This is a genomic window from uncultured Solobacterium sp. (assembly GCF_963550625.1).
Taxonomy (GTDB): domain Bacteria; phylum Bacillota_I; class Bacilli_A; order Erysipelotrichales; family Erysipelotrichaceae; genus Bulleidia.
Genome location: NZ_CAUVCV010000006.1, coordinates 1 through 19299 on the forward strand (window position 1 = coordinate 1; position 19299 = coordinate 19299).

The 19299-nt window shown below is 35.6% G+C and carries 18 protein-coding genes and 1 riboswitch; of the genes, 10 read left to right on the forward strand and 8 right to left on the reverse strand.

All coding sequences use genetic code 11. From position 1 onward, the window contains the following. From RYK16_RS04645 to RYK16_RS04655, 3 genes are all read right to left on the reverse strand, one after another. A partial coding sequence (locus RYK16_RS04645) for an Eco57I restriction-modification methylase domain-containing protein (RefSeq protein ID WP_314851105.1) occupies positions 1–2352 on the reverse strand: 2352 nt, incomplete at its 3' end. Between the two features lie 2 nt (positions 2353–2354). Further along, on the reverse strand, positions 2355–5552 hold the full coding sequence (locus tag RYK16_RS04650) for a helicase-related protein (protein WP_314851107.1): 3198 nt from the start codon (positions 5550–5552) through the stop codon (positions 2355–2357). Then, the gene (locus RYK16_RS04655) at positions 5549–5764 is read right to left on the reverse strand and encodes a helix-turn-helix transcriptional regulator (protein WP_314851108.1); all 216 of its coding nucleotides are present in this window, start codon (positions 5762–5764) and stop codon (positions 5549–5551) included. The genes RYK16_RS04650 and RYK16_RS04655 overlap by 4 nt, the downstream gene beginning before the upstream one ends. A gap of 250 nt (positions 5765–6014) precedes the next feature. On the opposite strand from RYK16_RS04655, the gene rpsF reads away from it, so the two are divergent. From rpsF to rpsR, 3 genes are read left to right on the forward strand one after another with little or no spacing between them, the layout of a single operon-like run. After that, a complete protein-coding gene (gene rpsF, locus RYK16_RS04660) occupies positions 6015–6320 on the forward strand; it encodes a 30S ribosomal protein S6 (protein WP_298664995.1) in 306 nt (101 codons plus the stop codon). Continuing rightward, the gene (ssb, locus tag RYK16_RS04665) at positions 6320–6802 is read left to right on the forward strand and encodes a single-stranded DNA-binding protein (RefSeq protein WP_298664992.1); all 483 of its coding nucleotides are present in this window, start codon (positions 6320–6322) and stop codon (positions 6800–6802) included. The genes rpsF and ssb overlap by 1 nt, the downstream gene beginning before the upstream one ends. A gap of 17 nt (positions 6803–6819) precedes the next feature. After that, a complete protein-coding gene (gene rpsR / locus RYK16_RS04670; RefSeq protein ID WP_006526812.1) occupies positions 6820–7050 on the forward strand; it encodes a 30S ribosomal protein S18 in 231 nt (76 codons plus the stop codon). A gap of 78 nt (positions 7051–7128) precedes the next feature. Here rpsR and RYK16_RS04675 read toward each other — a convergent pair whose 3' ends face one another. Together RYK16_RS04675 and RYK16_RS04680 are read right to left on the reverse strand one after the other, a co-directional pair. After that, a complete protein-coding gene (locus tag RYK16_RS04675; protein ID WP_314851109.1) occupies positions 7129–7821 on the reverse strand; it encodes an LrgB family protein in 693 nt (230 codons plus the stop codon). Next, positions 7814–8170 carry a CidA/LrgA family protein gene (locus RYK16_RS04680; protein ID WP_314851110.1) on the reverse strand — a complete coding sequence of 119 codons (357 nt, stop codon included), beginning with the start codon at positions 8168–8170 and terminating at the stop codon, positions 7814–7816. Before RYK16_RS04680 ends, RYK16_RS04675 begins: the two co-directional genes overlap by 8 nt. A gap of 176 nt (positions 8171–8346) precedes the next feature. Further along, positions 8347–8446: riboswitch (purine riboswitch) on the forward strand. 82 nt (positions 8447–8528) lie between these two features. Here RYK16_RS04680 and RYK16_RS04685 point away from each other — a divergent pair. From RYK16_RS04685 to gpmA, 4 genes are all read left to right on the forward strand, one after another. After that, positions 8529–9896, forward strand: coding sequence for an NCS2 family permease (locus tag RYK16_RS04685; RefSeq protein WP_314851111.1), 1368 nt, complete (start codon positions 8529–8531; stop codon positions 9894–9896). A gap of 67 nt (positions 9897–9963) precedes the next feature. Then, on the forward strand, positions 9964–10863 hold the full coding sequence (gene pfkB / locus RYK16_RS04690) for a 1-phosphofructokinase (protein ID WP_314851112.1): 900 nt from the start codon (positions 9964–9966) through the stop codon (positions 10861–10863). Beyond that, the gene (locus tag RYK16_RS04695) at positions 10864–12039 is read left to right on the forward strand and encodes an alanyl-tRNA editing protein (protein WP_314851114.1); all 1176 of its coding nucleotides are present in this window, start codon (positions 10864–10866) and stop codon (positions 12037–12039) included. It abuts the gene before it with no gap. 127 nt (positions 12040–12166) lie between these two features. Continuing rightward, a complete protein-coding gene (gene gpmA / locus RYK16_RS04700) occupies positions 12167–12913 on the forward strand; it encodes a 2,3-diphosphoglycerate-dependent phosphoglycerate mutase (RefSeq protein ID WP_314851116.1) in 747 nt (248 codons plus the stop codon). A 31-nt stretch (positions 12914–12944) separates the two neighbouring features. Here the strand turns inward: gpmA and RYK16_RS04705 are convergent, their stop codons facing one another. Genes RYK16_RS04705 through thrC form a run of 3 tightly spaced genes read right to left on the reverse strand, consistent with a single transcriptional unit; the run spans position 12945 to position 15739 of the window. Then, on the reverse strand, positions 12945–13385 hold the full coding sequence (locus RYK16_RS04705) for an ACT domain-containing protein (RefSeq protein ID WP_314110894.1): 441 nt from the start codon (positions 13383–13385) through the stop codon (positions 12945–12947). 4 nt (positions 13386–13389) lie between these two features. Further along, entirely contained in the window at positions 13390–14262 is an 873-nt protein-coding gene (gene thrB / locus RYK16_RS04710; RefSeq protein ID WP_314851117.1) for a homoserine kinase, read from the reverse strand. Next, the gene (gene thrC, locus RYK16_RS04715; protein WP_314851118.1) at positions 14249–15739 is read right to left on the reverse strand and encodes a threonine synthase; all 1491 of its coding nucleotides are present in this window, start codon (positions 15737–15739) and stop codon (positions 14249–14251) included. The genes thrB and thrC overlap by 14 nt, the downstream gene beginning before the upstream one ends. Before the next feature lie 89 nt (positions 15740–15828). Between thrC and RYK16_RS04720 the strand changes: the two genes are divergently transcribed. From RYK16_RS04720 to RYK16_RS04730, 3 genes are read left to right on the forward strand one after another with little or no spacing between them, the layout of a single operon-like run. Then, positions 15829–16986, forward strand: a complete 1158-nt coding sequence (locus RYK16_RS04720) for a homoserine dehydrogenase (protein WP_314851120.1) — start codon at positions 15829–15831, stop codon at positions 16984–16986. Next, positions 16973–18310, forward strand: coding sequence for an aspartate kinase (locus tag RYK16_RS04725; protein WP_314851122.1), 1338 nt, complete (start codon positions 16973–16975; stop codon positions 18308–18310). Before RYK16_RS04720 ends, RYK16_RS04725 begins: the two co-directional genes overlap by 14 nt. Next, positions 18307–19293 carry an aspartate-semialdehyde dehydrogenase gene (locus RYK16_RS04730; RefSeq protein WP_314851124.1) on the forward strand — a complete coding sequence of 329 codons (987 nt, stop codon included), beginning with the start codon at positions 18307–18309 and terminating at the stop codon, positions 19291–19293. The genes RYK16_RS04725 and RYK16_RS04730 overlap by 4 nt, the downstream gene beginning before the upstream one ends. The last annotated feature ends 6 nt before the right edge of the window (positions 19294–19299 follow it).

The window sequence follows — 19299 nt, forward strand, 5'->3', positions numbered from 1 at the left end:
ATAATCGCTCAAATTACTTGTGCATCCATCATCCACAGTAACAGCAAGTGTTTTTCCTTTATTTTTCTCTTTACATGCAATCAAAGTATTAACGTCCACAGTAGCAGATTCAAATATTTTATTACCTGCATAATCAATCAATTTTAAAGGATTGCAATTATCTGCTAAATATCCACGCAACTTTTCACCATAACCAGCTCTCATCCATTTGTTTGAAGTAATATAACATAATATGCCTTTATCTTTTAGAAGATTTAAACCTTTTTCATAGAAAATACAGTATATATCACCAGTTCTTGCAAATGTTGCATATCCTTGATCTTCTAATTCGTTTGCCAACTTACCACCATCTTTTTGTAACTGAACATAAGGTGGATTAGCGATAACAATATCAAATCCATCGTTTTTATAAACTTCTTCAAATTCTAGTTCCCATATGAAGAAAGGTTTGGTTTTATTTTTAATCATGTCTTCAATTCTGTAGAAAACATCATATTTTCCTTGTGCGACCAACTCAGCTCTAATCAATTCCATCTGTTCAAGTTCAATTTGACGAGATAATTTTTGTTTTTCGTGTTCACCTGATGTATTGAAAAATTTAACCTTCGCATCCTTCAATCTCTTTAAGATTACTTCTACAGTATCCGTATTAAATAGATTCATCTGAAGATCAGCTTTAGATTCTTTCTTTGAACCTCTCCATCTAATATTCCATAATTTTATATTTTCAAAAGTATCAACCAATGAATTTCCTACTCTCAAATGAAAATTTAAATTTGGAAGAGGTTTTGGCGCATCACCATTTGTTTCTTGATCAACAATCAAAGATAGCCACAAACGTAGTTTTGCAATTTCTACCGCATCATATTCTAAATCCACTCCATATAATGAATTTTGAATAGTTTGTAGTTTAATTTCGTACTTATCTATTTTTTTGTTTGTTAATTCAAGTAAATTAGTACGTAATTTAACTATTTGGTTCAACATACCAACAAGAAATGCACCTGATCCAACAGCTGGATCAACTATAGTGAATTCACTAACATACTCGTCAATATCCTCTGCCAATCCTTTTACAAAGTCAGTTTCTTTAAGAGCATCACCGTAACGTACATAATTCAAAATAGAATCATAATCTAAATTCAACATTTTAGCTAATCTAGCTGCTAAAGACTCTTCACACATGAAATGCACAATTTCTCTAGGTGTATAAAACGCTCCTAATGAAGAACGATCATTAGTATCTAATAAAGATTCAAAAATTTTACCTAGCATTTCTGGATCGATAGCAACTTCTTGTTCTTCTGGATCAGCTTCATCAACTGTGAAATTATATTGAGATAAAACATTCAGTAAACCAGTTTCTTTATCGTTAAACCAAAAATCATTAGGTATTTCAAAATCAGTATTTTCCCAATCATAATTTTCAATTGCTTGGAATAGCCCACCATTTAGAAAAGGTATCTTTTTACCTAAATATTCGTCATTATCTCTTTTAGCATTTAAGGCGTTATAAAATAGTGGCTCTAAAAAGTCATTGAAGTAGTTCCCTGTGAAGTTTTTTGTACTATTTAGCAAATAAGATTTGTCACCGTCACCCCATTCAGAAGTAACGCCAAGCCATCCCTTCTTTTGAATAAAGTGAAGAAACATTATTTGTCCCATAGTCTTTTTACAGAAAGTTGTTGTGAATTTTTTTACACCATCTTCTCCTCTATAACCAACTCTATTTGCTTCATTTTTAAAAACATTATTTGTAGATAAGTAATCATATAATTCAAAGAATTTATTTTTATATTCCTCATAAAAGTCTTTAGATAACCTTGAAATACTAAAAGCTTCAGTTATTTGTTCCAAAGAAGGATTGGTATTTGATTCATATATTGGATTTAGTTGCTGGAAGTAAGTTCTAGTCGGCTCATCTTCTCCTACTAAAAAAGAAAATCTTTTTGCTGGTTTAAATTGTAATTCAACTCCATTTTCATTAAATTCATATTCAATTGTTACAAATGAAAGTTTCCAGTTCTTCCTAGCATCGTCAAAGTATGCAACTAAAGCAGCATTAAAATCAGTAAATTGATTTTCTAATAAATATGCCACAAAATTTCTTTGAGCTTTTGGAGCAGAACTATTATTTTTTACTTTAACAGATAAAACTATTACACTTTTTCCCACGTTATCTTCGTATTTACCAAATATCGTATATGATTGAATAGAATTTTTAAACATCGATGGAATATCTGTTTTTTCTTGTAAAGGAACAGCCTCCATGTCATTCAAAAAATCCGCGGTAAACTGTTTATAGTTCTCTTGTCTATAAGGAACTGTTAATAATGATTTAAGATTCTCCATATCTATTTTTCATCCTTTTCTAGATATTCAGACAAAACAATCACTTTTGGTTTATTAAGTGAATTTTGCACATCATAATTTGTTCTTTCCATTAAAAACACTTCATCAATTGATGATTTAAATGCATTAATAATAGCATCAAAAGACTTAGAATCTTTATCTATTGCATTTTTTACATCTTTTAGAACTCTTGAATTCAATGAACCACGTTTTATAGCATTTTCAACTTTCTCTAAATATTCTCTGTAAGCAGTTTTTAACGAAGAATTTGTTAGTAATGCTCTTAATGTATTTCTAACTTTTTTTTCATTAGGTGAAGCTGTATTTGAAAAATTGCTAGTTTTAGAAGAATCTAATATTGATGAATATAGGTTTTTATTTGAGGTAAAGCCTTCAAAATAGTCATTTGGAATTTCAATTCCTTTATCATTTTCTTCTGCTTCTAATAATTTTGCAGCTTCTTCAAATTCTATTTCACTTGAAGTACCATTTTCATACTTAACAAACTTCTTAATCCAGCCTTGTTTTATAAATGTTATTATAGCATTTGTATCATTAGACTTTCGTGCTACCCTGATCTTATCAGGCAAAGATTGTATTTTATTGGCTAAGTTAGGATTATTTGAAATAATATCATTAAACATCTTGATGTAAGACATTTGTTTTCCATTTGACATCATATCTTCTTCATCATCCAACTTATTAGCCATCATCAAGAAATCGTACAAGTTATATGAAGTAACATGCTCGTCATCCGTTATGGTTTTAGAATCCTCTCCTAAAAGTTCATTAAACATTTGAACTTTTGCTCTTATTGAATCTTCTAAAGATAGGTGTTCTCGTGTATTAGCTCTTGGAAAGAAGTTATAAACATATAACTGTTCATTTTCTGATCCAACACGATTTATACGACCGACTCTTTGCATTACCCTTGTTGGATTCCATGGCAGATCGTAATTAATAATTATTGATGCTTTATGCAAGTTGATACCTTCACTCAACGAATCTGTAGTAATCAAAATACGTTTATCATTTATACCTTTTGAGTTAAAATGTGGGTCGAAATTGTATTGAATATACTGTTTTTTGGACATGGAATCTCCACCTCCAAAATCAATTACAACGTCTCCATAATCTCGTTCCAATTTTTCTTTTAAGTAATCAACAGTGTCTTTAGCTTCTGAAAAAACAATTAATTTTGTATCATTTCCAAAAGAATCAATATTGTGTTTTAACAAATTATATTTTGCATCCCTTGTTTTGATGTCATATTTACTCCACATATCAAAAATTTCTTGAAGAATCTCGTCATCAGCTTTAACTTTATCAATGTAATCATCCACAAATTCATCAGGTTTAAAACAATCGATATCATTTGAATCAATAAAAACATTAAATGCTTCTTCTTCCATTTGATCAAAATCATTGAAATTATATTTAGTTCTTGAAGCAGCACCTACAACAACTTTTCCTTTATTGTATAAATTGATAAAACCCTCAGATGATATTTTCAATCTTTCTACAGATTTAAGAAAAGCGTAGATAGAACTTTCTAGACGTTTTACAAGCATTGTTTTAACAAATCCAATCATGTTTTGCTGTCTAGCTTTATCTGATCCGACTTTCTTTTGATTTTTCAAATATAGTAAAGGAGCATATCTTGCATAAGAAAATTTTTTAAGCAATTCTATTGTATCTGTAAAAGTTTGTTCCATCTCTTCGTCATACATATAATCCAAACGGATAGGATCATTTACTGTTGGAAATTTTAAACCCTGTTTTTCTAAATCCTCTTTATAATATTGAGTTATTTCACTTCTAGTTCTTCTTATCAGCACATGCCTTAAAACATTGTCACGAATCTCCGCAGCAATATTTGATACAACTGTGGGATCATTTTTTGAAACTCTGACTTCTTTATATAATTCGTTAAAATATTTTTCAAGATTATGATTTCCGGGAATTATTGAGGAATTTCTTGAATCCTGGAATAAAGTAATTAGATTTGCTATATCTAGAATCGTATTATTCTGAGGTGTTGCGGTAATCAAAATAACGCCTTTACCATAACAAATTTTCTTCAAATACTGAAATTCAGTAGAAGATGCATTTCTAAATCTATGGGCTTCATCAATAAAAACATATTTATATGAAGCTATATCATCCATTTCCGATAGTTGATCAATAATACCAAGCGATACAACTTTGTCAGACATTTTATATCCAAAATCAGCCAATACACTTTCCCAGTTATCTTTTACTACTGGTGGCACAATAAAAAGCTTTCTGCCATCTAATAATTTTCCAAGCATTGCTGCAATATATGTTTTTCCCAAACCTACCACATCAGAAATGATCACACCACCATGACGAGCTATAATTTTTCTTGCTTGAGTAACAGCATCTGATTGATATTGTAGATTCATATAACCATCTGGCCATTCATAGTCATTCTGTCTAGAATCGATCTCTTCCTCAAAATAAACAAAGAGAAGCTTTAAAAACAATTCATATGGAGTTATATTTTTATTCATCCAAGTATCGTTGTTTATGGTTGTTAGAATATCTTCTGTTATATCTTTAGAATCTTTCCATAATTCTTCAAAAAAATCCAAGCCATATTGAACATCAGATTGATTTTTAAGTTCTACATTAAATTCTACATTTTTATCTAGACCATTAAATGTAAAATTGCTAGAGCCTGTAATTAAGTTTCCAAATTGATCAGGTACTTTATCTGGATCCTTCCTAATAATATACAATTTTGCGTGTACATTTTTTTCATAACACATGCGAATTTTAAGTTTTCCAGATTTAATCCACTCACAAAACTTAAATACTCCATTTTCCATTTCTAAATTATCATCTTCTGTGTTATTAAATTCTTCTGTTATTACTTTTTGTACTTTACGAGTAGCATTGGCTCCAGAAAGTTCGAAAATATCCATTGCTCGGACAGTTTCTATATCCGCTCCTAATCCAATCAATATTCGTATTTCTTTCACATCTTCCAATTGTTCTTTTAATAAGTAAAACCCAGTAATTCTAAAATATCCAACTAATACATCAAAATATTTTGAATTAGTTAAAACCGTATTCAAACGATCAGACAGTTTAATTCCATTCTCGTTCTTATTAGTAAATATTGACAAATCATTATTTGTTACAGCCATCATTCCAACCCCAATCTTTGCTTTCAATTATTCTCTTTATTGATTATCTCTACCAAATCATCAAATGTGCAATTTAAATACTTACAAATGCGCACTAGAAGTTCCATGGAAATGAATTGTCCTTTTCCCATTCTAGCTAACGTATTCTGACTAATACCTGCCTTTGCAGCAAATTCAGTCTTCTTTAAATCCTTATCAATAAGTAATTTAAACAACTTTTTATATGATACTTGTTCCATAACATGTTCTCCGTCATTACAACTATTATAACCTATTCATATTTCATCATAAATAGATAACTTGCATATCTGCAAGATTTTCTTAAACAAATACGATATTCAAAAATTTCACTTGAGAGCACTTTATATCGTAATGATAGAAGTGATTTTTTCTTTACTTTTGGTTAGGGAACTGGTACTATATTGTGGCGAGTGGGTTACTCCCGCTCCTTGCCAGAAATGGCCGTTAGACCAGAAGGAGGTGTACGGAATGAAGAAGTATGAAGTCATGTACATCATCAACGAATCTGTTGAAACAGAAAAGAGAGCTGAATTAATCGAAACTCTCAGCAAGATCATCACTGACAATGGTGGTAAGATTGCAAAGACAGACGAATGGGGAATGCGCGAATTTGCTTACCCAATTGATGACATGAAGAAGGGTTACTATGTAGTAACAGCATTTGAAGCAGAAAATGACTGCTTAAAGGAATTCGATCGTTTGATGGGAATCAACGCAAATGTTGTTCGTTTCATGATTACCCGTGACGAAGCTCCGGCTAAGGGAGCTAAGTAATGATTAACCGCGTTGTTTTGGTTGGTAGACTGACACGTGATGTTGAAGTTCGTAAGACAGCTAGTGGCTTATCCGTTGCGACATTTACTGTTGCATGTGATCGTCGTGTGGCTCGTGGACAGGATGGAAACAATCAGCAGTCTGCAGACTTCATCAGTTGTGTTGCTTGGCGACAAGCTGCCGATTTCTTAGGCTCATATGCACATAAGGGTGCATTAGTGGGTGTTGAAGGAAGAATCCAAACACGTAACTATGATCGTGATGGACAAAAGGTTTATATTACAGAAGTCGTTTGTGATACTGTAAATTTACTTGAATCTAAGAGTCAATCACAGAGTAGAGCACAGAACAGTGGTTATCAAGACAACAGTTATCAACAGCCGTATTCACAACCAAAGCCATCTGTAAATGATGATTTTGTGAGTGATGACTTCGGCGCAGGAATCGGAATGGATATTTCCAGCGATGACCTGCCATTCTAAATAAAGGAGAACAGACAATGGCATTCAGAAAACAAAGAATGGGCCGCAGAAAGGTCTGCTACTTTACAAAAAACAACATCACTTATATCGATTATAAGGATGTAGAGCTCTTGAAGAAATTCGTTAGCGCAAATGGAAAGATTACTCCACGTCGCGTTACAGGAACTCGTGCGAAGTACCAGAGAATGTTAGCAATCGCTATCAAGCGTGCTCGTCAAATGGCTTTATTACCATACGTAGAAGACTAATGACATAAACGACTATCTAAGATAGTCGTTTTTTTGTGTACATAGAAAAAAAGAAGCGTTTTACGCTTCTTAAATTGTTTAGATAATACCAGCGAAGATTGTTGCTAGGGCAACTGTGATAATACCAGAAGTACAGATTGCAAGACCTGCCATAGCACCTTGTAGGTCACCGAGTTCGATTGCCTTGGATGTTCCGATTGCGTGTGCACTAGCACCAAGTGCTAAACCTTGGGCAATAGGGTCGGTGATATGGAAAATCTTAAATACAATATCTGCGATGATTGCGCCAAAGATACCTGTAACGATAATTGCCGCAACAGTAACTGGTACAATACCACCTAACTCTTCTGCAACACCCATACCAATGGCTGTTGTGATGGATTTTGGTATGAAGGTAACGTATTGCGCATGGTTGAAACGGAATACAAATGATAGAACAAGTACTGTTACAACGCTGCTGACACAACCACAAGCGATAGAAATGAGTATCATCTTCCAATTCGCTTTGAGCTTATCGATTTCTTTATAGAGTGGTACTGCCAAAGCGACTGTTGCAGGGGTTAATAACCAACTAAGATACTTTGCGGAGAAAAAGTAAGAATCATAATCAATACGGAAGATAGATACAAAACCAATTGTAAAGATAATCGCAATTAGTAAGGGATTAAAGATTGGCAGTTTAAACTTCTCACGACAGAGGATACCAATAAAGAAACCAATTAGGGATATCACCACACCCATTGTGGCACTTGTTAACATAACATTATTCATTGCTTGATTTCTCCTTACCTAATAGCATCGATACTTTACCAGTGACAACCATAACAATCACTGTAGAAACCATCATGATTATGATGGATTGTATTAAGATTGGTTGTAAGGAAGCCATAGACCCAATTAAACCTACGGCTGCAGGAATAAACATGACTGGCATGATTTCGATTAAGAAATCTGCTGTATCGTGTACTTCATCAACTTTAAAGATCCTGAGATTCAGTGCGATAAATAAAAGTACAAGGCCATAGATTGAAGCAGGGATTGGTAGTGGTATAAAAGTATGTAATACTTCACCAATACAGGTAAATAGTAGGATAATTAAAAACTGACGCATGTGCTTCATAGAAAAACCTCCAAACGTTAGTTATTATCCCACCATTTCCCTTAGAATGATACGGGTATTATTGATTTTTTTGATGATAGTGCTTTCATTAAGGTGAATATATACATTTTGCGATAAATGTTGGAAAAATTGGTTTTTTAACAAATTCCCTTTGTAAATGGTGTGGTAATTTCATATAATACCTATGTGCCACATATCGTATATGCTTCCGAATTGGCGGAAGTGTCTCTACCCTGCTACCTTAATGGCGGGACTACGGTTGTCTCTATTCTTTTTTAGTGACTTCCTGTTGAGATGCTACTCGGCAGGATTTTTAAATTTTAGGCGGCGATGTGTGAATGAAAAAAGGGGGATATTTATGTTAGAAAAGTTATTTCATTTAAAGGAAAACGGCACAACAGTTAAAACAGAAGTGATTGCAGGTATCACAACATTTATTACAATGGTGTACATTCTTGCTCTCAATCCATCCATCTTAAGTGCTTCTGGTATGGATGCAGGTTCCATCTTAACAGCGACTGCAGTCGCATCCGCTATTGCATGTTTCTGTATGGCTGCGTTCTCAAATATGCCATTTGCATTATCTGCTGGTTTAGGTTTGAATGCTTACTTCGCATACACAGTATGTGGTGTTATGGGTTATCCATGGCAGGTTGCTTTAACAGCAGTACTTGTGGAAGGTATTATCTTTATCATCATGTCACTAACAAGTGTTCGTGAAGCAATCTTTAATGCGATTCCAGTACAGTTAAAGGTAGCTGTATCTGTAGGTATTGGTTTCTTCATTGCATTCATCGGTGTACAAAATGCACATATCATCGTTGATGGCCCAACACTCGTTAGTCTATATTCATTTACAGGTGGTATTGCGAATGGAACATTCTCATCACAGGGTGTAGGTGTTATCTTGTGTATGATTGGTGTTATCTCTATTGTGATTATGTTAATCAAGGGTGTTAAGGGATATATGTTATGGGGTATCTTACTAACTTGGGTATTAGGTATTATCTGCCAATTAGTAGGTATCTATGTACCAAATCCAGAATTAGGTTACTATTCATTAATCCCAACAGCGTTCTTCTCAATGCCAAATTCTATCGCTCCTACATTCTTCCAATTTGACTTTACGTTTGTGGCAAGTCACCTTGCGAACTTTATTGTAGTTGTATTTGCGTTCTTATTCGTAGATGTCTTCGATACACTTGGAACAGTTATCGGATGTGCTTCTAAGGCAAATATGTTAGACAAGGACGGTAAGTTACCAAGAATTAAGGGTGTATTATTAGCTGACGCTGTTGGTACAACAGTAGGTGCTATCTTAGGTACATCCACAATCACAACATTCGTTGAATCTTCTTCTGGTATTACGGAAGGTGGTAGAACAGGTTTAACAAGTGTTACTACAGGTATCTTATTCTTAGCTGCTTTATTCTTATCTCCATTATTCTTAACAATTCCTTCCTTTGCGACAGCACCAGCATTAATCGTAGTTGGTTTCTTGATGATGCAGCAGGTTGTTAACATCGAATGGAACGATATTACAAAGGCATTCCCATGCTTTGTATGCATTACAATGATGGGCTTTGCATATTCAATCTCTGAAGGTATCGCATTTGGCTTTATCTCTTACACATTTATCCATGTAATTACAGGTAAGGCTAAGGAGATATCACTCTTGATGTATATTCTTACAGGATTATTCATCTTGAAGTTCTTCATTATCTAAAGAAATTACGAGGTTCACTTTATTGTGAACCTTTTTTTCATTTATAATACTTTAAAGAGGTATACGTATGATTTATACAGTAACAATGAATCCATCACTTGATTACATCGTACAATTAGGAACGTTTGAAGAAGGAAAGTTAAATCGATCCATCTTTGAACAAATTGATGTCGGTGGTAAAGGTATTAATGTGTCGGTTGCACTAAAGCATTTAGGGAGAATTAGCACACCACTAGGTTATGTGGCTGGTTTTACAGGTGATGAAATTGAGAAACGCGTAAGTAATCATGGACTAATCCCTGATTTTATTAAGTTGGATCATGGCCAATCTCGTATCAATATAAAAATGAAACACGTAGAGGAAACAGAGATTAATGCGAGTGGTCCTACGGTTGAAAAAGAAGATATAGAAAAGTTGTATGTAAAACTAGAGCATCTTACAGATGGAGATATCCTCATTCTTTCCGGCAGTATGGCTTCAGGAGTTGATCATAACTTCTATGCGGATGTGATGAAATACCTTGAAGGTAGAAAGATACGGATTGTCGTTGATGCGGTAGGAACTATAATAAAAACGGTCCTACCATATCACCCATATTTAATCAAACCAAATCAACATGAACTATCAGAAATATTTGGTCAAGAGGTATTAGAAGAACAGGTAGAAGAGTATGCATGCAAGTTGGTATCGATGGGTGCACAAAACGTACTTGTATCACTGGGTTCAAAAGGAGCTTTACTAGCAAACCATAAGGTATTTCATTGTAATGCACCAAATGGAGAAGTGTTAAATTCTGTAGGTGCAGGAGATTCCATGATTGCGGCTTTCTTAGCTAGTAAATTAAATGGAGAAGATGATCAAATAGCACTAGAGAAATCTGTGGCAATGGGGTCAGCGACAGCATTCTCCTATGGTATTGCTGAGCAAGAAGCGGTAGATATCTTGTATAAAGAAATGGTGAAGTAGATGAACGAATTTCAAGAATATTATTATAGTCATCCTTATGCAAGAGAGTTATCTACGATTGTTGTATCTTGCCATGCATGCAAGGAAGGTTATGAGATTGTTTTAAAGGATACAATCTTTTATCCAGAAGGTGGTGGGCAACCTTGTGATAAAGGTACAATCCAAGATATTACAGTACTTGATGTACAACGGAAGAAAGATAAGATTATACATATCTTAAAACAACCACTTCCGCTAGGAGAAAAAGTACATTGTGTAATCAATTGGGAATATCGTTATGACTTAATGCAGAATCATACGGGAGAACATATCTTTTCGGGCCTAGTAAAGAAGTTGTATGGATATTCCAATGTTGGTTTTCATATGGGTGAATATATCTGTGCAGATTTCCGAGGTGATTTAACAGAGGAAATGATTCAAGATGTTGAGCAACAAGTAAACCAGGCAATCTGGGCAAATCTACCAGTACGTGAAATCTTTTGTGCCCCAAGTGAAACCGGAAAGTATGAGTATCGCTCTAAGATTGAGATTGCAGGAATAACACGTATTGTATCAATTGAGGATTATGACATGTGTGCATGTTGTGGTATGCATGTTAATCACACTGGAGAAATCGGAATTTGCAAGGTTATCAATTTTGAAAAATCAGGTAATAAAACAAGAGTATTCTTGTTAAGTGGAAGAAAAGCATTTGCCTATCTCAATCACATCCAACAAGAAAATAGTAAGATTTCAAAACTGCTTTCCGCAAAGCCATTAGAACTATCAAGTGCGGTTAGTAATCTTGGACAACGCTATTTAGATCTGCAAAAATCCTATCGTCAATTATCTACCGAGATAATGTTAAAGGATGCAAAACACATTCCTATGCATGATTCGATTCTATATACTGCTGTGTTAGCGGACTATGAAGCAATGCGCGTATTCTGCAATTGCTGTATTAAAAAGGGTATTTCAACAGTTATGGTACTTGCGAAAACTGAAGTAGGTTATGCCTATGTCATCATGAGTAAGGCTGTTGATTTACAATCAATTCGTGCTGCATTTAACACACGGATAAACGCTAAAGGTGGTGGAAATTCTGAAATGATGCAGGGCAGTTGTACAGCAACCCCAACAGAAATTTCAAATGTATTTGGTACTCTAACAGGGGTTACAATGCATATTGTTTCCTAACATTTCCTGGAAATAATAAATTCTTTAAAAACTATCACAAAAAGCGTAAGTAGATGTGAATATTTTCGTTTGACATCATAAAGTCATGTGATACGATTGATTTGTTAAAAAGCGAAGGAGGCTTAAAATGAAACTTGTTTTAATTAGACATGGTGAAAGTGAATGGAATAAGCTCAACCTTTTCACAGGTTGGACAGACGTTGAACTTTCTGAGAAAGGTGTAGAGGAAGCTAAGGCTGGCGGACGTTCTTTAAAGGAAGCAGGATTTGACTTTGATCTTTGCTATACATCATATTTAAAGCGTGCAATCCACACATTAAACTTTGTATTATCTGAAATGGACCGTGAATGGTTACCAGTTACTAAGACTTGGAAGCTCAATGAAAGACACTATGGTGCTTTACAGGGCTTAAATAAGGCTGAAACAGCTGAGAAGTATGGTGAAGAAAAGGTTAAAATCTGGAGAAGATCATTTGACGTTCAGCCACCTGCTTTAGATCCAACAGATGAAAGAAATCCAGCATTACAGGAAGCTTACCGTAATGAAAATAAGGATGAACTTCCATTAGCTGAATCTCTAAAGGATACAATTGCTCGTGCAGTTCCTTACTATGAACAGGAAATCTTACCACAGATGAAGGCTGGTAAGCGTGTAATCATCGCTGCTCATGGTAATAGCTTACGTGCTCTTGTTAAGTATTTTGAAAACTTAACAGATGAAGAGATCATCGGCGTAAATATTCCTACAGGTGTTCCACTCGTTTACACATTCGATGACAACGGAAAGTTCATCTCTAAGGAATACTTAGGTGACCAGGCTGCTATCGAAGCGAAGATGGCTGCAGTTGCTAAGCAAGGAAGCGTTCAAAAGTAATCAAACTAAAAAGAGCCAAATGGCTCTTTTCTTATGCAATTGCATCAAGTTGTACTTTACGTACACAAGAATGTTTGAGTAATTGTTTTAATAGATTGTCCGGAGTATTTTCCATCTTAGAGATATCTAAGCTAATCAATACTGTTGCGTATCCATCCACTGGAATAGCTTGCGAGATTGTTAAGACACTTGCTTGTGCTTTACTCAATGTTTGTAGTACTGCTGTTAATGCGCCACTTTCGTCCTTTAGAATGAGAGAGATTGTCATCGTGCGCGAAGTGGCGTTATCAGAAATTTCAAATAGATAATCTTTATAGCGATAGTAGGTATTTCGAGAGATGCCTACTTTTTTGACAGCTTCCGTGACTGTTTCAACTTCATGATTTTCAAGCAGAGATCTTGCTTGGATAACCTGGCTAAAATATTCAGGTAGAATCTTCTTATGAACAATTAGATATTCAGAGTTTTGCATGTGCTTACCTCTCTATCTCTGTGCCGTGATAGGCAACGTCTAATTGCAAACATTGCCAATGATTTGGAAGTGATGCAATCTTCAAACGTGCTGCTGTACTTAATTCCTTTTTCGCAATACATAAGCAAGTTGATCCAGAACCACTGATAAGTAAGATGCCATCAGTGTCTTCCTTTACAATCTGTTGGATGACTTCAAAGTTAGGGATTAACTTTTGACGATATGGTTCATGCACAATATCGCGTGTTGCGGCTGAAAGTAGGGAAAGATTTCCTTCTTGCAATGCTTGTGATGTGAGAATTGCGTTACTAATGGCTGTGGCAACTTGAGCACGTGGATATGAATCAGGTAATGCACCACGGGCCTTTTCTGTACTAACTTCAACATTAGGTACAAGAGCTGTATATTCCCAATCTTTGTGGATTGGTAATCTATGTGATAGGAAGTGTTTCTTATCAATTGTCATGCCAGCACATAGACCTCCATATAAACATGGTGCGATATTGTCCGGATGACCTTCAATACTGCAAGCTAAACGATAGATTTCTGCTTCACTTAGAATATTGTTATGTAAAACACTAGCAGCGACTAATCCACCAATGATAAAGGAAGCACTACTTCCTAATCCACGGCTAATTGGAATATGACAATCAAAGATAACGTGAATTGGATCATATTTACCGATTGTCTCGCAACCAAGGCGATATGCCTGTAGGAAGAGGTTGTTGTCGTTATTGTATTCCTCCTCTACATTTTCTAAGAAGTTGTGGTCATACTTTTCAACTTGGAAAATGTTATATAGTTTTAGTGCAATACCAAGACAATCAAATCCAGAACCAAGGTTAGCAGATGTGGCAGGAGTTTTAATTGTGATCATGTTGTAGACCCTCCAAGCGCTTTGCGATTATGGCTAATGCGTCTTCTTTTTTAACCGTATTTGTAAAACGTATTTCCATATCTTTTAAGCATGCAAGATTCTTTGGTATGACTACGGATGTGTAATCATGTAATGCGTTCATCGCTTCAAATTCATCAGCACAAGACTTTCCTGTTAAAGCTGTATAAACATCCTTGGCAAACTTGTAGGCACTTGCAGTACATAATACGATACATGGTGTAGTGTCATTTGATTCCTGTTTGTATGCATGACATGCATGTACGGCTACCGCTGTGTGTGGGTCGATGAGGATATGTTCTTTATGGAAAGTATCATGTATTACTTTCTTGCATTCATCTTCTGAACAATCATATGCCGCAAAGCTTTCTTGTAATTGTTTGCGTAAATCATCAGAGATTGTGTATTGGCCATCGTTCTTAAGAGAAGACATATATTGGTTAATTAACACATCATTATGATTGCTGAGAAGGAATAATAGACGCTCCAAGTTACTAGAAACTAGGATGTCCATTGATGGGGATATCGTTGGGATAAATGCTCGATTCGCATTGTATGTACCTGTTCGAATAAATTCTGTTAGAACATTGTTGGAGTTTGAAGCACATACTAGCTTCTTAACTGGTAAGCCTAGCTGTTTTGCAAGATATCCAGCAAGGATATTGCCAAAGTTGCCACTTGGTACAACAAAGTTAACTGCATCTCCCAATTGAATATCACCATGATTTACAAGTTTTGCATAAGAGTCAAAGTAATAGACAATCTGTGGAAGTAAGCGACCGATGTTAATGGAGTTTGCAGAGGAAAGTTTCATGTGTTTGCATGCCTCAAGCACAACTGGATCTTTCATCGCCTCCTTTACAATACGTTGGCAATCATCGAAGTTACCTTTGACTGCGATGACTTCAACATTTTTACCAAGTGATGTTTGCATTTGTCTCTTTTGGATATCGGATACACCGATTTCTGGATAGAGGACTGTAATAGCAGTATTTTTAACATCTGCAAAACCATTGATTGCGGCTTTGCCGGTATCACCGCTTGTGGCAGTCAGAATGGAGATGAGGTCATGTTCATTCTGGTTTTGGTATGCGGTTGTTAATAAATGTGGTAGTAGTGTCAAGGCTACATCTTTAAAGGCGCTGGTTGGACCATGCCATAATTCCATAAGCCAACCATCGCTGTATTTACGTAGTGGTGCTACTTCGTTGTTTTCAAATGAGTTTTGATAGGCATTTTGAACACATTGTTGGATTTGTTCGTGACTAAAGTCACTTAAAAAAAGAGATAGAATGTATTGGGCTAGCTCTAAATAACTCATCTTGAGGGTAGAAGCTAAATCTACCTTTTGATCAAGTGCTTGTGGTGTATAGAGTCCGCCATCATCAGCGAGACCTTGGATAATCGCTTCAGAAACGGATACGGTTTTTTCTTTATTTCGTGTACTAATATATTTCATAGGGCTTCCTTCTTGTTTCAAATATAGAAAAATGATACACTGTTTGTGTTTTAAATACAAGTGTATCTATTTTAGAAACAGAGGTTTATATGAAGATTGGTTTATTGGGACATGGAACTGTTGGTTCTGGCGTTAGAAAAATTATTGATGGAAAGAATACGAAAGAAGTATCGCAACTGGAGATTTCCAAGATATTGGTGCGCTATGAAAAGGATATTACGGATGAGCGCATGACAGTGGATATCCATGATATTGTGGAAGATCCTGATATTGATGTGGTAGTGGAATGTATTGGTGGTGATGAGCCAGCATTCAGCTATGTCAAAGCAGCGTTATTCAACGGAAAGCACGTTGTGACAAGTAATAAGAAGATGCTGGTGAATCATTTGGAAGAACTATTAGAAACAGCACGTACGCGTGGTGTTAGTTTAAAGTATGAAGCCGCTTGTGGTGGTGGTATTCCTTGGATGAGCAACCTAGATCGTACTAAGCGTATCGATGATATTAATAGTTTCCGCGGCATCTTCAATGGAACAACAAACTACATCTTAAGTAAGATGAGTGATGAAGGTTCAGAGTTTGCGGTTGCATTAAAAGAAGCGCAAGCTTGTGGCTATGCGGAATTTGATCCATCAGACGATATTGATGGTATGGATACAGCGTATAAAGTAGTACTTTCAAGTTGTAAAGGATTTGGTGTACTTGCGAATGTTGGTGATATCGATATCTACGGGATTCGTCATATCAGTGCAAAGGATATCGCGTATGCATGCAAGCATGGTTATGTGTGTAAATTAATCGGCTCAGGTGTAAAGTCTGATAGTGGTGTAAGTGGTACAGTTATCCCAACATTTATTCCAAAGCAGAATATCTTTGCGACAATACCGGCGAACTTCAATGCGATTGAAAGTGATTCGAAAACACTTGGTAAGATGACTTATGTTGGTCAGGGTGCAGGCTCTTATCCAACTGCACATGCGGTTGTACAGGATTTAATTGATTTAGTGCTTCATCAAGATACTGAGGTTTCATCTGGAGTAGGTGTTCATGTGGATAATAAGAATCGATTGTCCTCATTCTATATTCGTTCTGTCAATTTAAATCGCATAGAAGATGTAATAGAAGAAAGAATTGATGAAGATACATGCATTACAAAGAAAATATCTTTTGTGGAATTGGATTCTGTGATAAAGGTATTGGAAGATGATGCGGTATTTGTAGCGGAGGTAATGTATGATTGTAAGTAAGTTTGGTGGTTCTTCTGTAGCCAGTAAAGATCAGTTTGAAAAAGTAAAGCGCATCGTAGATGCGAATGTGAATCGTAAGTTTATTGTCGTTAGTGCATGTGGTAAAGAAAACCGTGATGATTACAAGGTGACGGATTTACTATATCTTTTACATGCACATATAAATTATGGTGTATCCTATGAAACAATTTTTAATCTTGTAAAAGAGAAATATCAACGTATCTGTGATTCGCTTAGCCTGAAAATTGATTTAGAAAAAGAGTTTACTAGTGTTAAAGAGATGTTAGATGCGCATGCACCTGTAGATTATATCGTTTCTCGTGGTGAGTATTTAACAGCACGATGCATGGCAGAATATTTAGGCGCAGAGTTTTTAGATGCGAAAGATGTTATCGCGTTCAAATATAATGGTGATTTTGACTTTGATAAGATTAAGCAGAATTTAGACAAGGTTATGGACATGGATAAGAAGTATGTTATCCCAGGTTTCTATGGTGCTTTACCAAATGGACAAATCAAAGTCATGAGTCGTGGTGGTAGTGATATTACGGGTTCAATCTTAGCCAATATTGTGGATGCAGAAGTCTATGAAAACTGGACGGATGTATCTGGTATCTTGGTTTCAGATCCACGTATCATTGATAATCCTCAGCAGATTCCAGTTATTACATATAGTGAACTTCGTGGAATGAGCTACATGGGTGCGAATGTACTCCATGATGATGCGATTTTCCCAGTACGTGAAAAGAATATTCCAATCCATATTTTAAATACAAATGACCCAGAGAATCCGGGTACATTTATTCAAGATGATTGTGAAGAATACGATAAAGCAAACGGCACTTCAACTGTAACTGGAATTACAGGACGTAGAGACTACGCTTCCTTTACGGTTGTAAAGAGTCATAGTTCAACAGAAGTTGGTTTCTTACGTAGATTGTTGTTTATTTTTGAGGAGTATCATATCTCAATCGAAAGTGTTCCAATTACAGTTGATACATTTACTGTGATTGTACAAAAGGGTGCAATTGAACAGTGCAAGTATGAGATTCTTGCAAAGATTAAGAAAGAATTAGAACCTGATGAGTTGATGTTAGAAGAAGACTTAGCAATGGTAGCCATTGTGGGTAGAGGTATGAAACAAGTACCTGGTGCTTCAGGACAACTTTTAAGTGAGTTTGGTAATCATAAAATTAACATTAAAGTTATTAACCAGAGTGCAGATGAATTATCTGTTGTGGTAGGTGTATCCAATCATGACTTCCACAATGCGATTCGCTGTATTTATGATAGATTTATTCAAGAAGAGAGGGAACATGCATGAAAATTGGAATTTTAGGTGCGACAGGTGCTGTCGGTAGACAGATGCTAGAATGCATTGAAGAACAAAACCTTGCAGTAGAAGAATTACGTCTATTCTCCAGCCCAAGATCAGCTGGACGTGTATTATCATTTCATGGCAAAGGAATCACAGTACAAGTTGTAGATGAGCATTCCTTTGAAGGGCTAGATTATGTGCTTGGTGCTGTATCCAACGCACTTATAAAGGAATATCTACCTTTGATTCAAAAAGCAAATGCAGTACTTATTGATAACTCTAGTGCTTTCCGTTTACAGGATGATGTACCGTTAGTTGTACCAGAGATTAACGGTGAAGATGCACTAGGTCATCATGGGGTTATCGCCAACCCAAACTGTTCTACAATTATTGCGTTTATGGCACTTGCGCCAATTCATCGCTTATCTAAAATCAAGCATGTAACTGCGACAACGTTTCAAGCTGTTAGTGGTGCAGGTGTTGAAGGTATGCGTGAATTACGTGAGCAAATTTTACAGCTTGATAAGGGTGAAGAGGTTCATCCAAATGTCTTCCCAGCACAGATTGCCTATAACTGTATTGCGCAGATTGGTTCATATCTAGACAATGGTTATACAGCAGAAGAAATGAAGATGCATAATGAGGGTCGTAAAATCATGCATGCGGATGATTTACAGGTAAATTGCACTTGTGTACGTGTACCAGTATATCGCTCCCATTCAATTTCCTTGACAGTTGAAACTGAACAAGAACTATCCTTAGATGCGATTCGCCAAGAGATGAAAAACTTCCCTGGTGTTGAACTTATTGAAGACCATGTGCCTACACCGGTAGAAACTTCGAATCAAGACATTGTATATATAGGACGTGTTCGTAAGGATACAACTTGCGCAAATAGTATTAGTCTTTGGTGTTGTGGAGATCAGATCCGTAAGGGTGCAGCTTCTAATGCGGTTAGTATTATGACCTATTTAGAAAAAAGTAGATAATGTTTC

Coding starts and splice junctions, on each gene's coding strand:
- RYK16_RS04655 (WP_314851108.1), bottom strand. CDS start 5,764: ATGGAACAAGTATCATATAAAAAGTTGTTTAAATTACTTATTGATAAG.
- rpsF (WP_298664995.1), top strand. CDS start 6,015: ATGAAGAAGTATGAAGTCATGTACATCATCAACGAATCTGTTGAAACA.
- ssb (WP_298664992.1), top strand. CDS start 6,320: ATGATTAACCGCGTTGTTTTGGTTGGTAGACTGACACGTGATGTTGAA.
- rpsR (WP_006526812.1), top strand. CDS start 6,820: ATGGCATTCAGAAAACAAAGAATGGGCCGCAGAAAGGTCTGCTACTTT.
- RYK16_RS04675 (WP_314851109.1), bottom strand. CDS start 7,821: ATGAATAATGTTATGTTAACAAGTGCCACAATGGGTGTGGTGATATCC.
- RYK16_RS04680 (WP_314851110.1), bottom strand. CDS start 8,170: ATGAAGCACATGCGTCAGTTTTTAATTATCCTACTATTTACCTGTATT.
- RYK16_RS04685 (WP_314851111.1), top strand. CDS start 8,529: ATGTTAGAAAAGTTATTTCATTTAAAGGAAAACGGCACAACAGTTAAA.
- pfkB (WP_314851112.1), top strand. CDS start 9,964: ATGATTTATACAGTAACAATGAATCCATCACTTGATTACATCGTACAA.
- RYK16_RS04695 (WP_314851114.1), top strand. CDS start 10,864: ATGAACGAATTTCAAGAATATTATTATAGTCATCCTTATGCAAGAGAG.
- gpmA (WP_314851116.1), top strand. CDS start 12,167: ATGAAACTTGTTTTAATTAGACATGGTGAAAGTGAATGGAATAAGCTC.
- RYK16_RS04705 (WP_314110894.1), bottom strand. CDS start 13,385: ATGCAAAACTCTGAATATCTAATTGTTCATAAGAAGATTCTACCTGAA.
- thrB (WP_314851117.1), bottom strand. CDS start 14,262: ATGATCACAATTAAAACTCCTGCCACATCTGCTAACCTTGGTTCTGGA.
- thrC (WP_314851118.1), bottom strand. CDS start 15,739: ATGAAATATATTAGTACACGAAATAAAGAAAAAACCGTATCCGTTTCT.
- RYK16_RS04720 (WP_314851120.1), top strand. CDS start 15,829: ATGAAGATTGGTTTATTGGGACATGGAACTGTTGGTTCTGGCGTTAGA.
- RYK16_RS04725 (WP_314851122.1), top strand. CDS start 16,973: ATGATTGTAAGTAAGTTTGGTGGTTCTTCTGTAGCCAGTAAAGATCAG.
- RYK16_RS04730 (WP_314851124.1), top strand. CDS start 18,307: ATGAAAATTGGAATTTTAGGTGCGACAGGTGCTGTCGGTAGACAGATG.